This is a genomic window from Eubacterium sp. AF17-7 (assembly GCF_003461285.1).
GTDB lineage: Bacteria > Bacillota > Clostridia > Lachnospirales > Lachnospiraceae > Eubacterium_U > Eubacterium_U album.
Genome location: NZ_QTWU01000002.1, coordinates 263,717 through 286,374, shown reverse-complemented (window position 1 = coordinate 286,374; position 22,658 = coordinate 263,717). Strand labels below are relative to the sequence as shown.

Here is a 22,658-nt window from a genome sequence, read left to right as displayed (position 1 = left end):
GCATACATGTTGCTGTATGTGCACGTGTATATATTTGCATTATCATTATTGACTTTATGTATATATGTGTATGTATTCCCTTATGTATATACCCATAAGGAGCATCATCCAATAATTGACTTATTTTGACACTTATCTTAAAATATAACTGTTTTTTTTACAGTTAATGTAAAATTGCTTAATGAAGGCACCTGCTCCTTTTTCATACCCCCCCGTATTTAAGGCAGGTGCTTTTATTATTATCTCCTTTCACATATTATAAAAAAACAATGGCAGGTACTTATGTGTATCTGCCATTACTTATATATGTATGCTTATTATCCGCTTATATTATTTAATTTATGATTGTAATAATCTACTGTTCTATAAACGTATATCCATTACTGTTTGCCCAGTTTTCTATGTATGAACCCTTTGTTCCCTTAATTGCCTGTAACTTTTCGCAATTATTAAACGGCATACTTCCTATTTTTGTCACGCTCTCTGGTATTGTTATGTTTTCCAAATTACTGCATCCAAAGAATGCGAAACTTCCAATACTTGTTACATTGTTTGGTATTATTATGTCTGTAAGTTTTTTACAATCACTAAATGCATTTTCTCCTATGGTAATTACACCATCAGGAATTGTTATGCTTTCCAATATACTGCATCCGTTAAAGGCATTATCTCCTATACTTGTTATTTTGCTCGGTAACTTTATGCTCTTTAAATAACTGATAGCTTTTAAATTCAAGTTATCAATGGTTGTCAGATTGTCTGAAAGTTCTATTGTTTCCAGATAATAGCAATTTTTAAATGGTTCATCTCCAAGACTTGTTACACTGTCTGGTATTGTTATTTTTTTTAGATTACATGATTCAAATGCATTTTTACCTATACTTGTCACACTGCCAGGTATTTCTATGTTTTTTAATCCACTGCAAGAATTGAATGCTTCATCTCCTATACTAATTACACTGTTTGGGATATTTATGGTTTCTAAGTAATAGCAGTAGTAAAATGCTTCATTTCCTATGCTTGTTACAGTGTTTGGTATAACTATTGTTGTTAAATTGTTGCAGTGGTAAAAGGTTCCGTTGTCAATTTTGGCTAAGTTATTTGGTAATGCGATTCTTTTTAAATGAGAACAACCTCTAAATGCTTCTTCTCCTATGTTTGTAACACTGTCAGGTATTGTTATGCTTAGTAAATCATCACATCCTAAAAATGCACCGTTACATATTTCTGTTACACTGTCTGGTATTTTTATGCTTTCCAAACCGGAATAACTAAACGTATTTGCATTTATTTTGGTTATACTGCTAGGAAGCGTTATGTTTGTTAGGCTACTACAACTTTCAAATGCTTCATCTCCTATAGTTACTACACTTTCAGGTATTGTAATGCTTGCTAAATCACTACATTCTGAAAATGCACCATTACATATTTCTGTTACGCTATCCGGTAGTAACATGGTTTTTAGGCTGGTGCAATACTCAAATGCTTCGTTTCCTATGACTGTTACACTGTCAGGTATTGTTATATCTTCTAAACTATTACATGATGCAAACGCGCGTTCCTTTATACTTACCAAATTTTCAGGTAATGATACACTGTTTAGGAAATTGCAATCATAAAAAGCGCTGACACCTATGCTCGCTACACTGTTCGGTATGACGACTCTTCTTATTTCATTATTGTTTCTAAATGCATTATCGCCAATTTCAACAACTGTCTTTCCATTTATATTATCGGGAATGATTACTTCAGCTTCTGAACCATAATATTTCTTTATTATGCATCCGCCGGATGTATTACTTATAGTCCAACTGCCTACTACTTCATCCTTCTTATTGTTTGCTGTAGTTTCTTCTGCAGGTTTTGTTGTTGGCTGTTCCGTTTGTATTTTTGTAGTTTCTTCTGCAGGTTTTGTTGTTGGCTGTTCCGTTTGTATTTTTGTAGTTTCTTCCACGTGCTTTGTTGTTATCTGCTCTGCTTGTTTTACTGTTGTTGTTTCTTTTGGTTTTACATTAGAATCCTGTTTCTTCGTTGTCACTTCGGCTTCACTTGGCATATTGTTAGAAGTCTTTGCCTTAACAGTAATTTTGCACTTATAGGCTTTCTTTCTAACCTTTGCTGTAATTACTGCCTTGCCTGCCTTTTTACCCGTTACCTTGCCTTTTTTTACCACGGCCACTTTCTTGTTAGAAGTAATCCATTTAACTTTTACCTTGTTATTTGTTACTTTTAACTTAATTGTGCCCCCAACATAGATTGTTGCAAATTTTTTGTTAAGTTTTGTTTTTGGAGCTGCATTTACATCTGTTAATGGCATTAGTGTTAAAGCCATTGCTAAGGATAAAATTACAGCTGCAAATTTTCTTGTCTGTCCTTTCATCTTTGACCTCCCATCTGATTTTATTTCATTGTTTTATTATACCATAAAGAAACGGTTATTGTCTTTTACACTTTATTGACCTTAAGATAAATTTAGTAATTAATAAATATAGAATTTTCAATTTAGGGTACACTAATGTACCCTTAAGTTGACTTTAGGGTACAGTGTTGTACCCTAAATTATTGGGAATTGAAATTATGCAGATATTGACACATATTTATCTTAAATTTATAATGAATTTGTTGCTCATATGACCTAATGGTCATACACACTTTTAAAGGCATTCGGTTTATTTTGATACAGTTTTTCCGGATGTCTTTTTTATGTTTAATTATACACGATTATTAGTTTCTTCCTATTAATATATATTTTTTTAAATTTTTATTAAATGAATTTTTTAGTCAAAATATGTAGTAATCATTTGACACTGTTATAACCAAAAAATTTTTTCCCGTTTATTTAGTACTTTTCCCCATTTTCAGAAAAACATAATTTTTGAAAATGGGTTTTTTTAGTACTTTTTATTAATCTAAATCCACAGATTCACTAAAACCACAAAAAATTTATATAATTAATTTCTTCTTATAATTCTTATTTTACCACGGCAATAAATACATGAATTTCTATTCCTTTTATAATCTTTAATTCGTTCGTATATGGAATATTTGTATGTTCGGTTACAAATAGAACATTTCCACCAAACCTTTTTGGTAGACATAGGAAATAAGTATCGCGGATTTGCTAAAAGTATATTGTTTTTCCATATCCATTCATTATCAATTAAATTTTTATAAAGTTGATATAATGATTTATTACAATATATACATTCTTTTCCTTCTACCCTTTCTGCTATTGTAGCTTTCCAAATACAGTTACATTTTTGACATTTCCACTTATATTTTCTTTCCGACTTATATGTTGGTAAAATCTTATCCGTATCAATAGTGTCACTTTCTTCTAATATTAATTGCCTTTCTATTTCCGGATACAATGCTTTAAACGATGTTTTACCAGGAATAGCATATTTTCCTGTACAATAAGGGCATCCTGAAACTTTAAAGAACCTTTCTTTAGGAGATAAAAAATATTGGTTATTGCACTCTTCACATATCCACCATTGTGGGGTTACTTGTGCTGGATTAAGATACTCTTTTTCTGAATTAACACCAGTTTCCCTATATATCCTTCTACTTTCTTCTTTCGTTATGCCAATGTTGCAAAATATACATTCGCCATTGATAAAATCATTGATAATATCAAATTTGACAACACCACATTTACTACATTTTAAATAGCGTTTCTTATTGTCATCTTCACATATTAAATTAAGTGCATAATTATTCAACTCATCAATCCAGAAATCAGACAAATTAGGATATAATGCTAAAATTGGTCGTTTATAATTTTCTATCTTTCCCTGACAATAAGGACATGCTTTTTCCTTTAATCGAACCTTTTTCCTCATATCTGTTTGATACTTCATTCCACACACATTACAATTCCATTCAAATTTATAATCTAAATCAGGATTATAAGATATTTCATCAGAAGAGACAAAATAAGTCTTGGATTTATATTTTTATTATTATTTTTGCATATTGGACAACCTGGATCGTTATTTTCATCTTCTCTATATGCTATAGTTGTTATATAAGTATGCTTTCCTGATGGACGCTTCCATTCTCCAAAATACATATTACTATCAGCTGGTATTGTTTCTTTTTTATACATATTTATGCCGTATTCGGGATAGAACTCTATTAATTCTTCATATGCTTTAGGATTTGTATTTTTAAGTAATCGTTGTTCGTGCATTACTCTTTCTCCTCGATATTGTTTATTAAATCATGCATTAACCTATTGATATCTGATGTATCCTTATCTGTTTTATTCAAAACTTCTTCTCTTTTATTAATAAACGATATTATTGATTCATTATCGTTCATAATATTTGTTTTTCCACTGTTACTTATAATGCTATTGTTCATCTTAATTAATCCTTTTTCTGCCAGCAATTCATTGGCAATCTCCGGATACACATTTGTATTAATAATATCCAACAAGACTCGTATTCGATTTTTTAATGCTTTAATTTCTTTCTTCAATGTACTTTCTGTTTTAATGCTAGTGTTTTTAGTACTGTGTTGCTCAGAAATTTCTGATTTTAACTTTCTATTTGCAACGAGCAGCTTGTTGTTTCTTTCTCGAATTCGCCTGTTTTCTTCATATATTTTTGTTGCTGACATGCATACTTCTTCATAACTGTTATCCAGCTGTATCAGAGCATTTCGTAACTTTGATTCTGTATCGTTCATACGTAAGAAATTATTGATGTCAAGTCTTTTAAAGTAAATTACTGAATTCAGAACAGTTCTCTCATTTTTATTTCTTATGTCTGTAATATATTCTTTTAATTCATGACATTTCTTCAAATCATAATCAGCTACGTTTATGTTAATCTTACTGCTTATGTACTCTGCTAGATTTTTATATGTCATTTTCTTAATATCTCCGTGACAGATAACAGAGAAATATTCTTTTGAACTATTTACAATTATCTCATTACTTATTTTTTTGGGACGTCCCATATCTACTACTCTCTTTCTCTTTGTTGTTTGTATTTTTGTAACAAATAGCACTCAAAATTTGTTCTATCGTTCTTGAATTTCAACATTGCACATTTTATATCTTCGTTGTTCCCTTTACCTCTACGTACCAATGAAATAAGGTTTTTCAGATAGTTCATGTCCTCATCTATCTTGTTCCTGTATAAATCATTATTATCAAGAAAATACTCAAAATCCGAATTTCGATAATATCTACATCCCTTACAGTATCCGATTTCTCCATTATCACCACACGCTTTTATGCAGTCCGACATATTTCCTTTTGCAAAAAAATTTGAATAGCATCTCCCTCCGTTTTCAACAGGAACATATCCGTCAATTTCTGCCGATGGATAAAAATTAGAACCTAAAACGTATCTTCCTTCATCCGATAATGAATTAATGTAATGAGCATAAGTTCTGCATTCTATATATGTACTCATATTAGAAAAATAATGTGCACTCATGGATATGGAATCATGTCCTGCCATTTCTGCGATTATTTCAAAGGATACTCCTTCTGCCACGGCATTAATCATTGCAATATGCCTTGTGTCTCCCAGGTTTATATATTGAATACTTTTTTTATCTCCAAATAAACTTTTTTCTTTGTTTCTTAAAATGTTAATACCGTATTTTTTCATTACTACATTGTAATAAAATAGCCTTAATGCACAGTTGAGATTTACATATGTGTAATACCTGCTCATTTTCAACTTTTTTTTCTCAAAAAATGAATAATGCGGCTCTGTCCGAAACAATGTATGAATCTCATTATCTTCAAAAGAATCTGTTAATTCAATGTACTTTAAGATTTCTTCATATAGAATTTTGGTAATCGGAAAGTTTCGTATACTGTAATCTTCATTGATATTGTATTTTACTTTTCCGTTTCCACCTTTTAGGTTATTTTTTCGCATTTTTATGTAATAATTATTGTTTTCTCTATATATGCAATCTCTCGGAAGTAAAAGATATTCTCGTGGTCTTGTAGGTATAATAGCTGTAAGTTTCCACCAAAGATAAATCGGAAAATAAAACAGCCATTCTTTTTCTGATAAATTACTATTCCAGTACAAATCAAGCACATGATCAAAACGGAAATAACTGTAAAAATCGCATAACTCTCTTTTGTCTGTTGTTTGATTTAAAATTTTTTCGTCACAACATTCACAAAGATATACGGATATCTGTTCTTTGGCATTTTCATCTGCAAAAGGTAATAGTTCAAAAAAATTATTAAGCTGCACTGGTATTGCAAGATATATTTTCTTTTCATTAAGCATATTAATTGGAATATTTATTATGTTTTTAATGTCATTTGCTATATTTATAAGTGTCGTTACCACTAAATCACCTATAGACATAACAAGATAAGATTTTAAATATCGAATAAATTCATCAAATACTAAGCCGGTTGCCTTTTGATAATTTAGACGGTATGAATCTTTGCTTACATTAAAATAAATTCCTCTTTTTTGATATTCATCATTTATAATCCACCTTTCATCCTCAAACGAATGATTAAGAAATATGTTGTTTTTTCTATATTCATCAAATTTTATTTTCATCTCTTTAATAGTATCTGAATCCATATAGGATTTATCACTTAAGACCTCAAACATATTCCAACTGCTTTTTACAATTGCCTGTAATTTTTCAGCCATTTTTTGTCACCTCTCTTACTACTTTTTCTAATTCAAGCACTTTATCTGTCCCCTTTTTTTCTTTGATCCATGTAAATATTTCATTCATTGCTGGAAGTATGGACTTTATCAGAATTGTTTTATATTTTTGCTTTAGCATAGGATTTTCTGTTTTTCCTAATAGTTTTCGATTTCTGTTAAATTCAGCAGATAATGTATACATTGTACTTTTGGTTAAGATTTCATATTCGCATCCGATACAATTTCCCCTGTCTTTATAAGGACAGTCTTTTCCCATTGCTGTCATAACACACATAACATCTTTATTTTTGGAAACTGCAGTACCTAAAGCTATATTGCTTAAGGCGATATTTACAAGGATTTTTCGTTTTTCTTCCGGTATTGTCATTATCTCTTCCGCTACTTTAACTGCATTATTTAGACTGTTTTCATATGTAATTATCGTATTTTCTATTTCATATGAATTAAGCCCTAATTCTTCAATTATCTTCGTCTGTTCACTCATTGTAAGTTTCTTGTATTCAGCCCCATATGTCATTTCCAACATTTCCGATACAACAAAAGAACATACTCCACGTTCTTCAAGCTGTCTTGCGATATATTCCATGGAATGTCCTGAAACGGACTGGTCCTGCAGATAAACTGCAGTCATTTTAGAAAATTCGGCATATGATACCTTGTGGGAACGAGCAAATGATGCAAACATATATCCTATCGGATGTTCACCAATTGTGGCACTATTATTTAAATCATAATCAACATAATTCTGAATGAACTGCATATATGTTTTATTCATTCTTCTTGTACTATAATCTTCTTCCCAAAATATTTCGGCAATATCTTCCCAAAGATATTCGTCAAATTCTTCATAGCTTTTCACCGGATATATATAATAAGCTCTTTTTTGTTCGCTTTTCATGAAATGAGCTTCTGCCGCCGAAAATAACTTCCCAAAATGTACCTTTATACTTTCCGGAATGAAAAGTTTTATGTAAGGTATATTGTTATATCTGGATGTTTTATTTGGCTTTGGCTGTAGCATATCTATTTCTCTTAATATTTTTTCAACAGAAATAAGTGCATCTTCATCAGATATGTTATTGTTCCTGATTGAATCAAGTACCTTATCCGGCTTATCCATAAGTTTTGGATGGGGAAGGCACTTGATATCTTCATCACGCAAGGCACATATCATATGTAATGATAAAAACAATAATGCTACGGCAGATTTTTCATTATCAGCAATCATTTCATATAGCCTGTTTTCTTCTAATGAATTTTCGGAAAAAAGCAGATAAAACAAACGCATATACATATCAAAACCATATGCGTATTTTCTATGACTTAAACCGTCACGACTACCACGCATTATGCATATTTTCTTATATTTTGTAATCCTTTGTTCTGTCAGCCAGTTAAGAAAATCAGCAAAGATACAACCTGTTGCTTTGGATTTTTCATTTGTAAATATCATTAAAATATGTTCCATGTTTTGAGAATTGATTGTGTATATTTCGTCATTTATATAAGTTATTATAAAATCAAGTATATGAATTCTTTGTTGATATTTTAAGTGGTTTTCTCTTGAATATTTTTTAAAATAGCCTGCTGTTTTCGGCAGTTTTCCATTCAACATATCCAAAAGTTCTTCTACCTGCTCTTTTTTGTCCCCAAATTTTCTTTTAAGAAATATAGTGGAGTTTTTTATGATTTCTTCAACTTTTTCAGAGGGTATAAGTACAATGTCATGTTCATCCTGATGTTTTATAACTGGTTCAATATCAAACCAGTTATTGTCTTCAATGTATGTAATAAAATCATCCACAGATATGCCAGTAGAATTAACATTTGTATATACCTTTTCCCAGATATTATTTAAATCAATATATTTATCCATTAGCATTCACCACCCTTATCCATGTAATCAAACATAAGGGCAAATGCCTCATCATTTATCTTTTGAAATCTTTTAGATAATTCGCTTTTATTCTGCAGATATGTAATTGCACTTTCAGGACTCTTATCCCCTCTCCAATACATTAGTGTTGCAACAGATTCACCATATAACGTCAATCTGACAGAAAACCAATGTCTGAATATATGAGGTGATATGTTATGTTCCAATAAAATGTGAGCATATTCTTGCACTTCTTCATTATCAGAATTAAGCATGATTGGAATTAATTCTTTAATCATATTTCGAAACTTTTGCAGATATGTAGCATATGTCATGGCTTTTCCATTTCTGTTGACATTTAAAGGCATATATTCTTTTTCAAACTTTAAATTGGTCATATATTCCTTATATATTCTATAACATTGCATAAAAGCATTGATAAATCTCGGATATACTTTCTGTTCTCTTTCTTTTTTTATTCCTCCAACATTTATCAGATCACTTCTAAGGACGTATTCTTTTTTTAGGTCTATTTTTATTTCTCTTGCATTGCCATTTGATGTTGAAATATATATTCCAGGTCCTAAAGGACTTATTTCCTGTCTGACATTACATGCTTCGGAAGGTCTTATTCCTGCAAAGGCACTAGAGGCAATGAGCATAAGTATATCCTTGTAGTAAGATGCCGCATAAGATAGAATCATCTTAAATACAGAATCTGGCATATCCCTTAAAATAACTTTTGGTGTTTCAGAGTATATAAGTTCCACTTTTGGTATTGTCTGATATTTCTTAATACCTCTTTTTGTGTAATAATAACCATCCTTAACTAGATTTTCTTTCTCTAATACACAATGCTCTTTGTTTTTGGTAATAAATTCAAGAAGAAAATCAATTACAGAATCAGCGCATTTATTTACAGTACTTCTACTTCTCCCTACTCCACTATCATTTTCAGAACCATACGTATAAAAGAAATCTTGGATCATTTCCAACGTTATATCTATAAGCTTTGTAATACCATAGTCGTAATAACGTTCAAAAAAGATATAATTTAAAAACTGCACAACAAAAACAGTTCTGTTATTTCCGTTGTCTGCAATAGATTTTGCAGAGTTTGTTCTCTTTGAATGCACATAGTTGTGTAGCCTGGTAAAACAGACAATATCTCCACTCTTATCCTTGATTACAATAAAATTACGGGTGATTAAGCGATTTTTGCCAATAACCAACTTATGGTTGTATATAGCAAAATGATATGAATTTTTCTGATCAATCATATGACCCTCCTACTCCGGCAAAACTATTGTCATATGAAACGAAAAAAGTTATTACCCTTAGCATATGATATAAAAAGGGTATACTAAATAAAACAGTTGAATTTCTTAAAACTGTATGATAAAATTTGCATATGAGAATAAATCATAAACTTGGTGAATATCTTTGGTCGGATTGCACCAGGTTTATTTTTTTGCCTATTTTTATCAAATAACTTACCATATAAAAAGTAAAATTGCCATAATTAGGCACTAAATATGAATTTTTCTGAATTTTTATGTTTTTTTACATTTTGATTTAATATTGTGTTAAATTAAATAAAAATATAGTAAGGACAAATGAAATGAAACACAATACTGAATTTGATTCTCTGAAATATCGTGAGGCTGTAAGAGAATTCGCCATAAAGCAACGAATTTCCGGGAATGAAGAATTAGGGAATATGAAAGCAGTATATAAACATATTCAAAATAAGTTACATATTTCATATTCAAAAGCCATAAAATGGGGAAATCAAAAATGTATTGATTCAGGTACAATAAAACCACCTTCTCAGGCCGAACTTGAACAACTAAAAAATATCTTGGGAACCTTTGAAAATGGCAATCAACTACACATATCTTTAAATGAGAAGTGTAAAGAAAATTTAATAAGTAAAGAATTAAAGGCACCTCTTAGAATATATTTTGATGAATTGAAAAATTATCCTTATTTAAGTAAATTACTGCCTTATGAACCATATTCATGTTTTAGGATGCTTCTAAATTCAGAATGGAATTTTATTGTTGGTTTTTATGACAATTTTTTAAAAATACTAGCATCTTATAGTCAGGATATGAATATAGAAGTATATGTACTTCTTTGTAATTTTATTAAAACAAGAATTGAACCGTTTATTCCAGATGTTGAAACTTTTTTAAATAAAAAAAGCATAAATCAGACTGAATTAGTTCAAATAATAAGAGCTTCTTTTAGAGTTGAAGTTTTAGAAAAAATAAACAGTTGGGGAATTTATTTGTAACTGAATAATAATGCATCACATTCGTTACTCAATTGACTGAATATTAAAATAAAGGTATACTATTCGTTAAATAATGAATTATGTATATTCCAAAGTACTAAATTATTTTTTAATAATTTGAAGATATGGGTACTAAATTTTTAAAAATTTTTTAGTATTTAGTACTTTTTTCGTCATTGGTACTAAAACCTTATTGAAGCCCTTGTACAGGGCAATTTATAGGAAAAATAATTTAGTACCGATTTATTTAGTTTTTACTTCCACTACAATGATATTTAATTATAAATAAATAATAGTTTTCAAGGTAGGTAAAATTATGAAATCACAAAAATTATATAGTTACGTAAGAAAGGCTGTTGATGATTTTGGAATGATTGAAGATGGTGATAAAATAGCAATTGGTATATCAGGTGGTAAAGATAGTTTAACTTTACTATATGCATTGAGCGGACTAAAAATATTTTATCCAAATAAATTCCAATTAGTTGCAATAACAGTTGATTTAGGATTTGGTATTCAGGATTTAGATAAGATTAAAGATTACTGCAAAAAATTTGATGTAGAATATCATGTAATAGAAACACAGATTTCTGATGTAGTGTTTGAACAGCGAAAAGAATCCAATCCATGTTCTTTATGTGCGAAAATGCGAAAAGGTGCATTAAATAATAAAGCCGAGGAATTAGGTTGTAACAAAATAGCTTATGCACACCATAAGGACGATATCATTGAAACAATGTTTCTTTCGCTTATTTATGAAGGAAGATTCCACTGCTTCTCTCCTGTTACATATTTAGACAAAAAAAGATTAACAGTTATAAGACCATTAATGTATGTACCAGAAATGGATGTTATTGGTTTTGCTAAAAGATATGAACTACCTGTTGCAAAAAACAGATGCCCGGTTGATGGACATACTAAACGAGAATATGTTAAAAAACTGGTTAGACAGTTGGTAAAAGAAAATCCCGGTTGTAAAGAACGTTTCTTCACTGCTATTATGAATGGATGCTACAATATGGATAAATAATATTATTTTTATATTTTAAAAATAATATTGTATTTCATAAATTTGTATTAAAAAAACAAGAAAGGTTATTTTAAATTTGGTATAAAATTATGGCACAGAATCATACATATCATGAACAGATTAATATTGATAACGAATTAAAATTAAGAGAGTTGCAAAAGAAATTACCTAAATTCTGTTCTACTTTTTTTAGAGGAATTGAACCTACTACTTCTTCACGTACAAGAATAGCATATGCTTATGATTTAGGTATATTCTTTAATTACATTAAAACAGAAAATCCTAAATATTCAAATATAAATATTTCAGAACTTGATTTAGATATTTTAGATAAATTGACAGCTACTGATATTGAAGAATATTTAGAATATCTAAAATATTATATTTCGGATGATGGCAAAGAACATACAAATAGCGAGCGAGGAATAATGAGAAAACTTGCAAGTGTTAGAACTTTATATAATTACTTTTATAGAAAAGAACTTATTAAAAACAATCCTGCTAGTATTGTTTCGATGCCTAAACTTCATGACAAAGAAATAATCAGACTTGATGTTGATGAAGTCGCTGAATTATTAGATGAAGTAGAAAATGGAACAAAGTTAACTAAATCCCAGCAAAACTTTCATACTAAAACTAAAGTTAGAGATATTGCAATACTAACACTTCTTCTTGGAACAGGTATTCGTGTATCTGAATGCGTTGGTATTGATATAAATGATATTGATTTTAAAAACACAGGTATAAAAATTCAACGAAAAGGTGGATATGAAACAATCATTTACTTCGGTGATGAAGTTGAGGAAGCGTTAAAGAATTATATGGAAGAGCGAAAAAGAATTGTTCCTGTTGAAGGACATGAAGATGCATTCTTTCTTTCAATTCAAAGAAAACGTATGGGTGTTCGTTCTGTAGAAAAACTTGTAAAAAAATATGCAGGTCTTGTTACTAATTTGAAGAAAATAACACCACACAAATTAAGAAGTACTTATGGCACAACTTTATATCAGGAAACCGGAGACATATACCTTGTTGCAGACGTTTTGGGACATAAAGATGTAAACACAACTAAAAAACATTATGCTGCAATTGATGATGAACGCCGCAGAAAGGCTAGAAATGCCGTGAAATTACGCAATGATTAAGCACTAGATAAAAATCATTAATAAATAAATTAAAACGCTGTATGACTTAAATTTAGTTCATACAGCGTCTTGTAATTTTATTACATTGCCTATAGTCAATTTGCATTAACTATTATTATATTATTTCTTTATTTCATCTGAATAATACATAACTGATATATATTTCCCAGCGTGAATCTTATCACCACTTCCAATGTGATTATATTTACAGATTTCATCTACATACTCTGATACTGATGCATATTCCGGTGTTATGTATTTCTTAGCGATACTTGTTAATGTATCTCCGGGTTTAACCTCTACACTTGTGTAATATTTATATCTGTTAGAGTCAGCCTTCTTCTGTGCTCCAACATCTGTAAGCTTAACAGTACATACAACTGCAGTTGCAAGTAACATTGTAAAAATAACTGATGATAAAAAACTGTTTCTAAATAACTTCATGTTTAAAATCCTCCATATAATATATTTATATTATTGCTATTACGCGAACACTTGTTTGCTTTGTATAATTATATTAACACCCGAACGTTTGTTTGTCAATACTACTTTCGAATATTTGTTCGGTTTTTTGTTGCGTAATTTTTTCTTATATGATAAAATTAGCATATGAGGTGTACATTAGATGGTACAGTTAAGTATATTTTAAAATTTTTTTTTTGATTTTGAATATATTTTAAAATTTTATATATTATTTGGAGGAATTACATATGCCTGGTAAGATTACAGCTAAACAGCAACAGATTCTCGATTACATAAAAGAAGAAATATTAAGAAAAGGATATCCACCTACAGTTAGGGAAATCTGTGAGAAAGTTGGTTTGCGTTCTACTTCTTCTGTTCATTCACATTTAGCTACTTTAGAAGAAAACGGCTACATAAGAAGAGACCCTACTAAGCCTCGTGCTATCGAGATAATTGATGATGAATTTGGACTTGCACGAAGAGAAATGTCTAATATTCCGGTTGTTGGAAGAGTTGCTGCAGGTGAGCCATTACTTGCAGTTGAAAACATCGAAGATTATTTTGCATTGCCAACTGAATTTTTACCTAATAACGAAACGTTCATTTTGAAGATTCACGGTGAAAGCATGATTAACGTAGGTTTTTACGAGAATGATTATATTATTGTAGAAAGAACTTCTGCTGTAAGTAATGGAGATATTGTAGTTGCTTTAATAGATGATTCTGCTACAGTTAAAAGATTTTATAAAGAAGATGGCCATATCCGCCTTCAACCTGAAAATGACAATATGGATCCAATAATTGTCCCTGATTGTGAGATTTTAGGTAGAGTTCATTCATTATATAGACCTCATGTTGTTTAAGCTAACATAATATAAACATGTTATTTAAACTAATATAAAAAAGATATCAGTTGAAATAAACATTTTCATATCGAATAAGATAAATTTGTTCATTTTTACTGATATCTTTTTGTAATGTTATTACAATACTTTCTCGTTAGTGTGTTTTTATGCAAGGCAATCATCTAATGATTTAATTATAGCTTCTTTATCAAGATTCTGACCGATAAATACTAATTTAATCATACGATCGCCTACTTCTTCGTCCCAATCCTTAACTAATGTAGGATCATCTTTCATTGCCTGAGCACGTACTCTTCTTGGTGCTGTAGCATACCATCTGCCGGCATTTGTAATATTAATCTGTTTACCTGCCTGTTCAAACATATAAGCGTCATTATTGTTCTCAGCTGCCCAGATAATACCTTTGCTTCTGATAATACCTTTAGGCATATCATTAATCCAGTCTTCAAATTTTTCTTTAGCAAAAGGTTTTCTTCTATAATATACAAAACTTCCGATACCGTATTCTTCTGCCTCACCCTCTCCATGATGATGGTGGTGATGGTGATGATGTCCATGATGTCCGTGGTCATCATTTTCATGTTCATCATGATGATGATCGTGTCCCTCATGATCGTGGTCATCATTTTCATGTTCGTCATGATGATGACCGTGTTCCTCATGCTCGTGTTCCTCATGCTCGTGTTCCTCATGCTCGTGTTCGTCGTGGTCATGATGTTCGTCTTCATCTGCGTCATAATTTTCAAGAGCCTGAATCCAACCTGCTGACATACTTGCTTCATCGAAATCAAATCTTTCAGTATTTAAAATTTCACTTACAGGAACTTTTCCGTAGTTAGTATCAATTGTCTTAGCATTTGGCTGAAGAGTTTTAACAATAGTTTTAACCTTGTTTAACTGTTCTTCTGAAATAGTATCAACTTTGTTGAAAATAATAGTATTACAAAATTCAATTTGCTGAATAAGTAAATTTTCGATATCTTCATCATCAATATCATCTTTAACAAGATTTTCACCACATCCAAATTCGTCTGCTAATCTTGCTACATCGACAACAGTTACAATATTATCAAGACGGCAAAGTTTTGCTCTCTTATCATAAGAACCGTCTAACATAGTAATAGACTGAGCAATTGGCAATGGCTCACAAATACCACTTGCTTCAATTAATAAATAATCAAATTTACCTGATGAAACTAAATCAATAATCTGATTAATTAAATCAACCTTTAATGTACAACAGATACATCCATTCTGAAGTGGAACAAGATTGTCATCTTTCTGTGTAACCTGTCCGCCTTTAGCTATTAAGCTTGCATCAATGTTAACCTCACCAATATCGTTAACAATAACCGCTACTTTATATCCTTCCTGATTAGAAAGGACTTCATTAAGTAATGTTGTCTTTCCTGCACCTAAATAACCTGTAAGTAATGTAACAGGTACAATCTTCTTTGCCATTTAAATCTACCTCTTTTCATAAAAATTATGTTATTGCTCAATTGTATACAAATTTAAAATTTCAATTACAAAATTAAGCAATAAAATTTAATTTAGCCATTTGTACATTTAATATAATAAAATCATTTTTTAACAAAATTATGAACAATTTCAAAATAATGAATTATTATTCATTTTATATAATACCAGGTTTAACCTAATAATCAAATTTATAAGCAAATTATAAGTGATTTTAAATTATAAATAAAATATTTTATAATTTAAGACTATTCTTAAACTAATTTCAAAATATATGAACTATAAGCTTTCATTTCAAAACCATTTGCTACTCTTAATTCTTTATTAGTCAACAAATCAATGCAATTTGCTGAAACATTAAAATTAGCATAAAAATTATTTTCATCTGCATTAATGCAAACTAATACAGTCTCTGTATCAACACATCTTTTGATTACACATTGCTTATTTGTAAGTAAAATAGTAGAAAAATCTCCGTAATTTAATGCAGTTGAATTTTTCTTAATATCAGCTAATTTAGAAATGTGCTTAAACAATTCATTTTCAATTGGCTGTTCAAATGAAGGACGCAAAGCTTGGTCTCCCTGACTTTTATCAGCTTTTTCGCCCCATTCACTTCCATAATAAACACAAGGAATTCCAGGCATTCCAAACATCAATGTATAAATCAATGGCAAATGATTTTCATTACTTAGTATGCTTGCAACTCTTGTTACGTCATGATTATCTACAAATGAAAATAGATGCTTTCCTTTGTATAAAGTCCAATTTTCGGGTCCGAACTGTCTGTTTAAAGAATGGCATATTTCAAACATATTCATAGAATTAAAACTTGAATATAAACCTTTATAGCACTCATAATTTGTTGCTGAATGTAACATTGAATCATTCATTCGCTGATTGTAATCTCCATGAAGCATTTCACCAACCAAAAAGAAATCATTTTTTAATCCATCACAATAATTTCTTAATCTATGCAGAAACTCAGGTGAAAGACAATAAGCTACATCAAGCCTTATTCCATCAATATCAAATTCATCAATCCAAAATTTGACTGCATTAAGTATATGCTGCACTACTTCTTCATTTCCAAGATTTAACTTAACTAAATCATAGTTACCTTCCCAGCCTTCATACCAAAGTCCATCATTATAATTGGAATTTCCTTCAAAACTGATGTGGAACCAATCTTTATATCTGGAATTTTCTCTATTCTTTAAGACATCCTGAAATTGATAAAATCCTCGTCCTACATGATTAAATACACCATCTAAAACAATTTTTATACCATTTTCATGGAGCTCTTGGCAAATATTTTTAAAATCTTCATTTGTGCCTAATCGTTTATCGAGCATGCAATAATCCCTTGTATTATAACCATGTGTATCTGATTCGAATAAAGGAGAAAAATAAATTGCATTTGCTCCAAGTTTCTTAATATGTGGAATCCACTCTGAAACTTTATTGATTCTATGCTCTAATACACCATCATTTTCAAATGGTGCACCACAAAATCCAAGTGGATAAATCTGATAAAATACACTTTCATATGCCCACATGTATATCACCTCTTTTATAATTCAACAACTTTTCCGTCACGCCAGATTCTCTCTAAATCATAGAATAAACGATTGTCTTTATTAAATACATGGACAATAATATCTTCATAATCCATTAATACCCAGTCACCACTTCTATACCCCTCGATATGAGTGGGATTTTTGCCGATTTTATGCATTTCTTCATCAACATTATCTACCATTGCCCTTACCTGATTATCATTGTTTCCGCTGGCAATAATAAAATAATCAGCCATTGTAGAAATTTCAGATATATCAAGTACTGTAATATCTACACCTTTTTTATCATCTAACGCGTCATAGGCTATTTTAGCCATCTCTCTGATTTCCATATTGTTTCCTCCGTAATTATATTATAAATCAAGATAACTGTTTTATTTAAAAATAATATTTCTATCAAATTAATTATAATTAGTAATCCAAATATGATTAATTTATCTATTCTCTATAACATTTTTATAAAATTCATATGCCTTACATGTATTTACATCAATATTATCCGTGGAATTACCTTTTGATTTTAAATAGTTAAGTGTATCTCTCAAAATTGTATATACAGTTAAATCAATATCTGAATATGCAATTTTGCGTAAATAATCAAGATTTGGTGCCTGATTTCTTGACGGCTCAATATAATCTGCCGAGAAAATAATTTTCTCTAATAAAGTCATATTAGGCTTTCCTGTTGTATGGAATGTTATTGCTGATAAAACGTCATCATCATTTATTCCGTATTTATTTCTAGCAAGAACGGCACCCGCTTTACTATGCAAAAGAAATTGATTCTTCATTTCCATATCAGTTATTTCGATGTTGTTATCTTTACACAATTTAACTTTTTCTTCATCTGGAATACATTTAGCACAGTCATGAAGTATTCCTGCAAGATATGCCGTATTAGGATTCTCACCCAATGCTTCAGCCATCTTTTTTGCTGTATTTGCAACACCTATTGTATGTTCATAGCGGTGTGGATTAAGTTCTTTCTTTAAATCTTCTAATATTTCAGCCGGATTCATTCTTTTCACCTGATTTGTATTTTGATATAAATTATGTTCTTTAATATATTTGTATATTTGATTTGGGATTTCATCTTTATGTTCTGACAAATGCATTCTTATTTCAGACGAAGATATATCTGTCGCTTCAACAAAAATTACTTCAATATTACAGTCATACTTTTCTTTTAAAGAAGTTATTTTTGCATTTATATTTTTCATTGACCCATCATTTCTTGCTGCAACAAGTACTGTATAACAGGAAAAAATAATTTCAGGGTGATACCATGATTCAATATTCATCAATGAATCACTGCCAATAATAAAATAAAATTCATTATCAGGATAATCTTTTTTTAGAAAAGTCAATGTATCAGCCGTATATCTGTAGCCATTCTTATATTCGTAATCACAAGGTATAAACGAACAATTATCTCTCAATCCTATATTCAGCATTTCAAATCTCACCTCAAAAGAATTAACTGTTTCTGAATTCTTGTGAGGTGGATTAGGTGATAACATAAACCAAATCTGTTCCAAATCAAATTGTTTCTTAGCTTCACTGGCAATATTTATATGAGAAACATGTAATGGGTCAAATGTTCCTCCAATAATTCCAATTTTCATATAATCACCTTAATTTTACGGAAGAATTATTTTTCTATCCTTTTCTTCTTTAGCCGGTCTGTATAATACGATTTTTCTTCCTGTAACAGCTACTAAAGTTGATTTTGTACGTTCTGCAATAACCTGTCCGACTTCTTTACAATCATCAAAGCAGTTCTTTAAAACAGATATTTTTATAAGTTCTCTCTTAGCAAGTGCTTCGTCAATTGCTTCTGTAAGCTCAGGTGTTACACTAGACTTACCAACCTGAAAAATCGGATCCATTGTAGCAGCTAATTTTCTTAAATATGCTCTCTGCTTACTTGTCATATCTATCTCACCTATTCCATTACTATGGAATTTCCTTTCTTTTGAAAATCATTATTTATAATAATCAAATTCATGTCCATATATCTTAACTGTATCTCCATCAGTTATACCTAATGCTTCAAGTTCATCTAAGATACCATTTTCCTTCATAAAATTCTGGAAGAATACAAAACCTTTTTCTGATTCAAGATTTGTATATCCTAACATTCTTTCAATACGAGGACCTTCTATAGAATATAAACCATCTTTAATTTTTTCAACTGTATAAGGATCTTCTACGTTGTCAAAGAACTGTTTTGGATCATATTCCTGTTCAAATACAGTTGGGGCATCATCGAATTCATCAAGCATTTCTCTAACATGATATAACAATTCCTTGAGTCCTTTACCACTTACGGCTGAAATTGGATAAACCTTAATTTCCGGTTCAAATTCTTTCTTGATGTCATCAATAATAGTATTGCTTTCTCCATAAATTGCATCTATTTTGTTTGCTGCAATTACCTGTGGTCTGTTAAGCAAATCAGGATTATATGCTTCTAATTCAGCATTAATTGCCTTAATATCTGCAATTGGGTCTCTTCCTTCAACAGAAGCGGCGTCAACCATATGAATAATTACCTTTGTACGCTCAATGTGTCTTAAAAATTCATGTCCTAAACCTACACCTTCGGATGCTCCTTCAATAAGTCCCGGTATGTCTGCAATTACAAATCCTTTTCCCCCAGGCAAATCGACAACACCCAAGTTAGGATTTAATGTTGTAAAATGATAATTAGCAATTTTAGGTTGCGCATTTGTTACTCGTGATAAAAGTGTTGATTTTCCAACATTTGGGAAACCTACTAAGCCAACATCTGCAATAACCTTTAACTCTAAAATTACGTTAAGTTCCATTGCCTGCTGTCCCGGTTGTGCGTATTTAGGGGCCTGCATAGTAGGTGTAGCATAATGCTGATTGCCTTTTCCTCCACGACCACCATTTAAAACTGTTACGCGCTGATTATCTCCGCTCATGTCAGCCACAACTTTACCTGTTTCGACTTCACGAATAACTGTTCCTTCAGGAACTTTTATAATAAGGTCTTCACCATTTTTTCCATGTTTATTCTTCTTACCGCCATCTTCACCCGGCTGAGCCTTGTAATTGCGGTTATGTCTAAATTCGTATAAAGTATTTAATCCTTTATCTACTTCAAAAATAATATCGCCACCACGGCCACCGTCTCCACCATCCGGTCCGCCATTTGGCACATATAATTCTCTTCTAAAGGAAACGTGTCCGTCTCCTCCTTTTCCTGATTTAATATAAATCTGTGCACGATCTGCAAACATTATTTATACCTCCATCTCAAACTAAATTAATAGAGTTACAAAAATTATATATAAAAGAAAAGCTTCAAACCACGAATGATTTGAAGCTTTGAAATCATTAATTATTCTGCTACAGGATAAACAGAAACCTGTTTCTTGTCTCTTCCTTTTCTTTCAAATCTTACGATACCATCTGATGTAGCAAATAATGTATCATCACCACCACGGCCAACGTTAACACCTGGGTGAATCTTTGTACCACGCTGTCTGTAAAGGATGTTTCCAGCTTTTACAAACTGTCCGTCTGCTCTCTTAGCGCCGAGTCTCTTTGATTCTGAATCTCTACCGTTCTTTGTAGAACCAACACCTTTTTTATGAGCGAAGAACTGAAGGTTCATCTTCATCATAGCTATACCTCCTTAAAATCTAATGTTATATACTCTTTGTTTTCGTTTTCAATCTCCCTTAACCCAAGGGCAAGAGAATCAATCAGCAATTCTGATTTACTGCCAGGTTTATATGAAAAAATTAATCGAATTAACCCTGCTTCTTCATCTGTATCCAATAAAAATTCATCATTAGTAAATGTTTCTATTGAATTAATGCAATTAATGGTTAAAGCTGAAATAGCCGCACAGACAATATCTTCACCTGCATCAGCATATCCTGAATGACCACTAACCTCAAAGCCTTTATATAAACCCTGTTGTTTAAAAATTGTTACCTTAGTCATAAGATAATCCCTTCTAAACTCTAACTAAAATTAAGCATTGATCTTGTCAATTTTAACTTCTGTGTACTGCTGTCTGTGACCATTTTTCTTATGATAACCAGTTTTTCTCTTGTATTTGTAAACGATAACCTTTTTAGCCTTACCGTCGCCAACAACTGTTGCTTCTACTGTAGCTCCAGCTACTGTAGGTTCACCAACTTTAACTTCGTCTCCGCTTACGAGAAGAACCTGGTCAAATGTATATGTGCTTCCAGCTTCAGCACCGAGCTTTTCAACTCTGATTGTTTCACCTTCAGAAACCTTATACTGTTTTCCACCTGTTGCTATAACTGCGTACATACGGCACCTCCTATTTAACATTACTCGCCAGTTTCGGTGATTGCATAAAGCAATACTTATAACCACACTGAGCGGCATACTCATATATATTATCATATAGATATATGGATGTCAAACACATTATAAAAATTTATTCTTATTTTCTGTAAGTATTTTTTCATCCAATAATAAAGCATTAGTCCATGATAAATTATAAAAAAGTATTATGTCATTAAAAATTTATTTACCATTATATTATGATGCCAGGCAAAAAACAACTTTAATGTCTTCGGATTGTTACGTGCTACGTATTTCAACAACCCCGGCATCATATTATATTAATCTGACAAGACTTTGCTGTTGCAATAGCTGCTGCTTTCGATTCAGGTGTTACTCCTGCTGTTGCATCTTCGACAATATTTATTTTTATTTCAGGATAAAATGCTTTAATAATAAGTGCATTGGATATAACACAAATATCTGTGCAAAGGCCTACTAAAACAACTTCGTCAAAATTATCTAACTTACCTTTCCAACCATTAAATCCAAATGATTCTTTATCAATTATTTCTGCACCATCCGTATTTAATATATCGTGTATCTGCCATCCGTGTGTATTTTTTATACAATGTTTTACAGATAAATTTTTTCCTTCCTGAGTATCAAGATAATTTTCGTAATGAGTATCTCTTGTAAAAAATAAATTATCATAATCTTTTTTATCTATTAAATCATTTACATTTGGCAATATATTTTGTGCTTCATTTGTCCCTAAAGAACCGTCTATAAAATCATATTGCATATCTATTACTATAAGCGCTTTTCTCATAATTAATATCTCCTTGTAATATAGAGTGTAAATATCTTTATTAATATTAACATTTTTCTAATACAATGCCAATGATTAGTTAATGTAAAAAAGGAACCAACGTCATCCGTCGGCTC

General features: G+C 30.7%; 22 protein-coding genes. 4 read left to right on the top strand and 18 right to left on the bottom strand.

Going from position 1 to position 22,658, the window contains the following annotated elements:
* Window positions 1-355 precede the first annotated feature (355 nt).
* The 7 genes from DWW96_RS04555 to DWW96_RS04525 all read right to left on the bottom strand — a co-directional run bounded on the left by DWW96_RS04555 (window position 356) and on the right by DWW96_RS04525 (window position 9,830).
* Window positions 356-2,380: a leucine-rich repeat domain-containing protein gene (locus tag DWW96_RS04555; protein WP_117909392.1), complete on the bottom strand. Its 2,025-nt coding sequence runs from the start codon at window positions 2,378-2,380 to the stop codon at window positions 356-358.
* A 571-nt stretch (window positions 2,381-2,951) separates the two neighbouring features.
* A complete protein-coding gene (locus DWW96_RS04550; RefSeq protein ID WP_243003018.1) occupies window positions 2,952-3,845 on the bottom strand; it encodes a zinc-ribbon domain-containing protein in 894 nt (297 codons plus the stop codon).
* 53 nt (window positions 3,846-3,898) lie between these two features.
* Window positions 3,899-4,195 (bottom strand): hypothetical protein, encoded by a 297-nt coding sequence (locus tag DWW96_RS04545; RefSeq protein WP_117909388.1) that lies wholly within the window; start codon window positions 4,193-4,195, stop codon window positions 3,899-3,901.
* Window positions 4,195-4,968, bottom strand: coding sequence for a hypothetical protein (locus DWW96_RS04540; protein WP_117909386.1), 774 nt, complete (start codon window positions 4,966-4,968; stop codon window positions 4,195-4,197). The genes DWW96_RS04545 and DWW96_RS04540 overlap by 1 nt, the downstream gene beginning before the upstream one ends.
* 5 nt (window positions 4,969-4,973) lie before the next feature.
* On the bottom strand, window positions 4,974-6,653 hold the full coding sequence (locus DWW96_RS04535) for a hypothetical protein (protein WP_117909384.1): 1,680 nt from the start codon (window positions 6,651-6,653) through the stop codon (window positions 4,974-4,976).
* Complete coding sequence (locus DWW96_RS04530; RefSeq protein ID WP_117909382.1) at window positions 6,646-8,550, bottom strand: hypothetical protein; 1,905 nt, start codon at window positions 8,548-8,550, stop codon at window positions 6,646-6,648. Before DWW96_RS04530 ends, DWW96_RS04535 begins: the two co-directional genes overlap by 8 nt.
* On the bottom strand, window positions 8,550-9,830 hold the full coding sequence (locus DWW96_RS04525; RefSeq protein ID WP_117909380.1) for a site-specific integrase: 1,281 nt from the start codon (window positions 9,828-9,830) through the stop codon (window positions 8,550-8,552). Before DWW96_RS04525 ends, DWW96_RS04530 begins: the two co-directional genes overlap by 1 nt.
* A gap of 440 nt (window positions 9,831-10,270) precedes the next feature.
* On the opposite strand from DWW96_RS04525, the gene DWW96_RS04520 reads away from it, so the two are divergent.
* The 3 genes from DWW96_RS04520 to DWW96_RS04510 all read left to right on the top strand — a co-directional run bounded on the left by DWW96_RS04520 (window position 10,271) and on the right by DWW96_RS04510 (window position 13,024).
* The gene (locus DWW96_RS04520; protein ID WP_147339807.1) at window positions 10,271-10,849 is read left to right on the top strand and encodes a hypothetical protein; all 579 of its coding nucleotides are present in this window, start codon (window positions 10,271-10,273) and stop codon (window positions 10,847-10,849) included.
* 316 nt (window positions 10,850-11,165) lie between these two features.
* The gene (locus DWW96_RS04515) at window positions 11,166-11,879 is read left to right on the top strand and encodes an ATP-binding protein (protein ID WP_117909376.1); all 714 of its coding nucleotides are present in this window, start codon (window positions 11,166-11,168) and stop codon (window positions 11,877-11,879) included.
* Between the two features lie 89 nt (window positions 11,880-11,968).
* Entirely contained in the window at window positions 11,969-13,024 is a 1,056-nt protein-coding gene (locus tag DWW96_RS04510) for a tyrosine-type recombinase/integrase (RefSeq protein WP_117909374.1), read from the top strand.
* Window positions 13,025-13,144: 120 nt separating this feature from the next.
* On the opposite strand, the gene DWW96_RS04505 is transcribed toward DWW96_RS04510, so the two are convergent.
* Window positions 13,145-13,468 (bottom strand): LysM domain-containing protein, encoded by a 324-nt coding sequence (locus DWW96_RS04505; protein ID WP_117909372.1) that lies wholly within the window; start codon window positions 13,466-13,468, stop codon window positions 13,145-13,147.
* Between the two features lie 266 nt (window positions 13,469-13,734).
* On the opposite strand from DWW96_RS04505, the gene lexA reads away from it, so the two are divergent.
* Window positions 13,735-14,352, top strand: coding sequence for a transcriptional repressor LexA (lexA, locus tag DWW96_RS04500; protein WP_022089591.1), 618 nt, complete (start codon window positions 13,735-13,737; stop codon window positions 14,350-14,352).
* A gap of 147 nt (window positions 14,353-14,499) precedes the next feature.
* Here the strand turns inward: lexA and DWW96_RS04495 are convergent, their stop codons facing one another.
* The 10 genes from DWW96_RS04495 to DWW96_RS04450 form a co-directional block, all read right to left on the bottom strand.
* On the bottom strand, window positions 14,500-15,816 hold the full coding sequence (locus DWW96_RS04495; protein WP_117909370.1) for a GTP-binding protein: 1,317 nt from the start codon (window positions 15,814-15,816) through the stop codon (window positions 14,500-14,502).
* Window positions 15,817-16,088: 272 nt separating this feature from the next.
* The gene (locus tag DWW96_RS04490; RefSeq protein ID WP_117909368.1) at window positions 16,089-17,393 is read right to left on the bottom strand and encodes an alpha-amylase family glycosyl hydrolase; all 1,305 of its coding nucleotides are present in this window, start codon (window positions 17,391-17,393) and stop codon (window positions 16,089-16,091) included.
* Window positions 17,394-17,407: 14 nt separating this feature from the next.
* Window positions 17,408-17,746 (bottom strand): ribosome silencing factor, encoded by a 339-nt coding sequence (gene rsfS, locus DWW96_RS04485; protein WP_117909366.1) that lies wholly within the window; start codon window positions 17,744-17,746, stop codon window positions 17,408-17,410.
* A 102-nt stretch (window positions 17,747-17,848) separates the two neighbouring features.
* Window positions 17,849-19,039 carry a nicotinate-nucleotide adenylyltransferase gene (gene nadD, locus DWW96_RS04480; RefSeq protein ID WP_117909364.1) on the bottom strand — a complete coding sequence of 397 codons (1,191 nt, stop codon included), beginning with the start codon at window positions 19,037-19,039 and terminating at the stop codon, window positions 17,849-17,851.
* Between the two features lie 15 nt (window positions 19,040-19,054).
* A complete protein-coding gene (gene yhbY / locus DWW96_RS04475; RefSeq protein ID WP_117909362.1) occupies window positions 19,055-19,348 on the bottom strand; it encodes a ribosome assembly RNA-binding protein YhbY in 294 nt (97 codons plus the stop codon).
* A gap of 51 nt (window positions 19,349-19,399) precedes the next feature.
* The gene (gene obgE / locus DWW96_RS04470; RefSeq protein ID WP_022089585.1) at window positions 19,400-20,683 is read right to left on the bottom strand and encodes a GTPase ObgE; all 1,284 of its coding nucleotides are present in this window, start codon (window positions 20,681-20,683) and stop codon (window positions 19,400-19,402) included.
* Between the two features lie 101 nt (window positions 20,684-20,784).
* The gene (gene rpmA, locus DWW96_RS04465; protein WP_117909360.1) at window positions 20,785-21,069 is read right to left on the bottom strand and encodes a 50S ribosomal protein L27; all 285 of its coding nucleotides are present in this window, start codon (window positions 21,067-21,069) and stop codon (window positions 20,785-20,787) included.
* 2 nt (window positions 21,070-21,071) lie between these two features.
* Window positions 21,072-21,395, bottom strand: coding sequence for a ribosomal-processing cysteine protease Prp (locus DWW96_RS04460; RefSeq protein ID WP_022089583.1), 324 nt, complete (start codon window positions 21,393-21,395; stop codon window positions 21,072-21,074).
* A gap of 30 nt (window positions 21,396-21,425) precedes the next feature.
* Window positions 21,426-21,734 carry a 50S ribosomal protein L21 gene (gene rplU, locus DWW96_RS04455; RefSeq protein WP_022089582.1) on the bottom strand — a complete coding sequence of 103 codons (309 nt, stop codon included), beginning with the start codon at window positions 21,732-21,734 and terminating at the stop codon, window positions 21,426-21,428.
* 307 nt (window positions 21,735-22,041) lie between these two features.
* The gene (locus DWW96_RS04450; RefSeq protein ID WP_117909358.1) at window positions 22,042-22,542 is read right to left on the bottom strand and encodes an isochorismatase family cysteine hydrolase; all 501 of its coding nucleotides are present in this window, start codon (window positions 22,540-22,542) and stop codon (window positions 22,042-22,044) included.
* Window positions 22,543-22,658: the final 116 nt, after the last annotated feature.

What these genes read in the sequence shown, in the direction of transcription:
- rplU (WP_022089582.1), bottom strand. Translation starts at nt 21,734, where the DNA reads ATGTACGCAGTTATAGCAACAGGTGGAAAACAGTATAAGGTTTCTGAA.
- DWW96_RS04495 (WP_117909370.1), bottom strand. Translation starts at nt 15,816, where the DNA reads ATGGCAAAGAAGATTGTACCTGTTACATTACTTACAGGTTATTTAGGT.
- DWW96_RS04525 (WP_117909380.1), bottom strand. Translation starts at nt 9,830, where the DNA reads ATGATTGATCAGAAAAATTCATATCATTTTGCTATATACAACCATAAG.
- rsfS (WP_117909366.1), bottom strand. Translation starts at nt 17,746, where the DNA reads ATGGAAATCAGAGAGATGGCTAAAATAGCCTATGACGCGTTAGATGAT.
- DWW96_RS04520 (WP_147339807.1), top strand. Translation starts at nt 10,271, where the DNA reads ATGAAAGCAGTATATAAACATATTCAAAATAAGTTACATATTTCATAT.
- nadD (WP_117909364.1), bottom strand. Translation starts at nt 19,039, where the DNA reads ATGAAAATTGGAATTATTGGAGGAACATTTGACCCATTACATGTTTCT.
- DWW96_RS04540 (WP_117909386.1), bottom strand. Translation starts at nt 4,968, where the DNA reads ATGGGACGTCCCAAAAAAATAAGTAATGAGATAATTGTAAATAGTTCA.
- DWW96_RS04530 (WP_117909382.1), bottom strand. Translation starts at nt 8,550, where the DNA reads ATGGATAAATATATTGATTTAAATAATATCTGGGAAAAGGTATATACA.
- DWW96_RS04505 (WP_117909372.1), bottom strand. Translation starts at nt 13,468, where the DNA reads ATGAAGTTATTTAGAAACAGTTTTTTATCATCAGTTATTTTTACAATG.
- obgE (WP_022089585.1), bottom strand. Translation starts at nt 20,683, where the DNA reads ATGTTTGCAGATCGTGCACAGATTTATATTAAATCAGGAAAAGGAGGA.
- DWW96_RS04510 (WP_117909374.1), top strand. Translation starts at nt 11,969, where the DNA reads ATGGCACAGAATCATACATATCATGAACAGATTAATATTGATAACGAA.
- rpmA (WP_117909360.1), bottom strand. Translation starts at nt 21,069, where the DNA reads ATGATGAAGATGAACCTTCAGTTCTTCGCTCATAAAAAAGGTGTTGGT.
- DWW96_RS04460 (WP_022089583.1), bottom strand. Translation starts at nt 21,395, where the DNA reads ATGACTAAGGTAACAATTTTTAAACAACAGGGTTTATATAAAGGCTTT.
- DWW96_RS04535 (WP_117909384.1), bottom strand. Translation starts at nt 6,653, where the DNA reads ATGGCTGAAAAATTACAGGCAATTGTAAAAAGCAGTTGGAATATGTTT.
- DWW96_RS04550 (WP_243003018.1), bottom strand. Translation starts at nt 3,845, where the DNA reads ATGAGGAAAAAGGTTCGATTAAAGGAAAAAGCATGTCCTTATTGTCAG.
- DWW96_RS04545 (WP_117909388.1), bottom strand. Translation starts at nt 4,195, where the DNA reads ATGCACGAACAACGATTACTTAAAAATACAAATCCTAAAGCATATGAA.
- yhbY (WP_117909362.1), bottom strand. Translation starts at nt 19,348, where the DNA reads ATGACAAGTAAGCAGAGAGCATATTTAAGAAAATTAGCTGCTACAATG.
- DWW96_RS04450 (WP_117909358.1), bottom strand. Translation starts at nt 22,542, where the DNA reads ATGAGAAAAGCGCTTATAGTAATAGATATGCAATATGATTTTATAGAC.
- lexA (WP_022089591.1), top strand. Translation starts at nt 13,735, where the DNA reads ATGCCTGGTAAGATTACAGCTAAACAGCAACAGATTCTCGATTACATA.
- DWW96_RS04555 (WP_117909392.1), bottom strand. Translation starts at nt 2,380, where the DNA reads ATGAAAGGACAGACAAGAAAATTTGCAGCTGTAATTTTATCCTTAGCA.
- DWW96_RS04515 (WP_117909376.1), top strand. Translation starts at nt 11,166, where the DNA reads ATGAAATCACAAAAATTATATAGTTACGTAAGAAAGGCTGTTGATGAT.
- DWW96_RS04490 (WP_117909368.1), bottom strand. Translation starts at nt 17,393, where the DNA reads ATGTGGGCATATGAAAGTGTATTTTATCAGATTTATCCACTTGGATTT.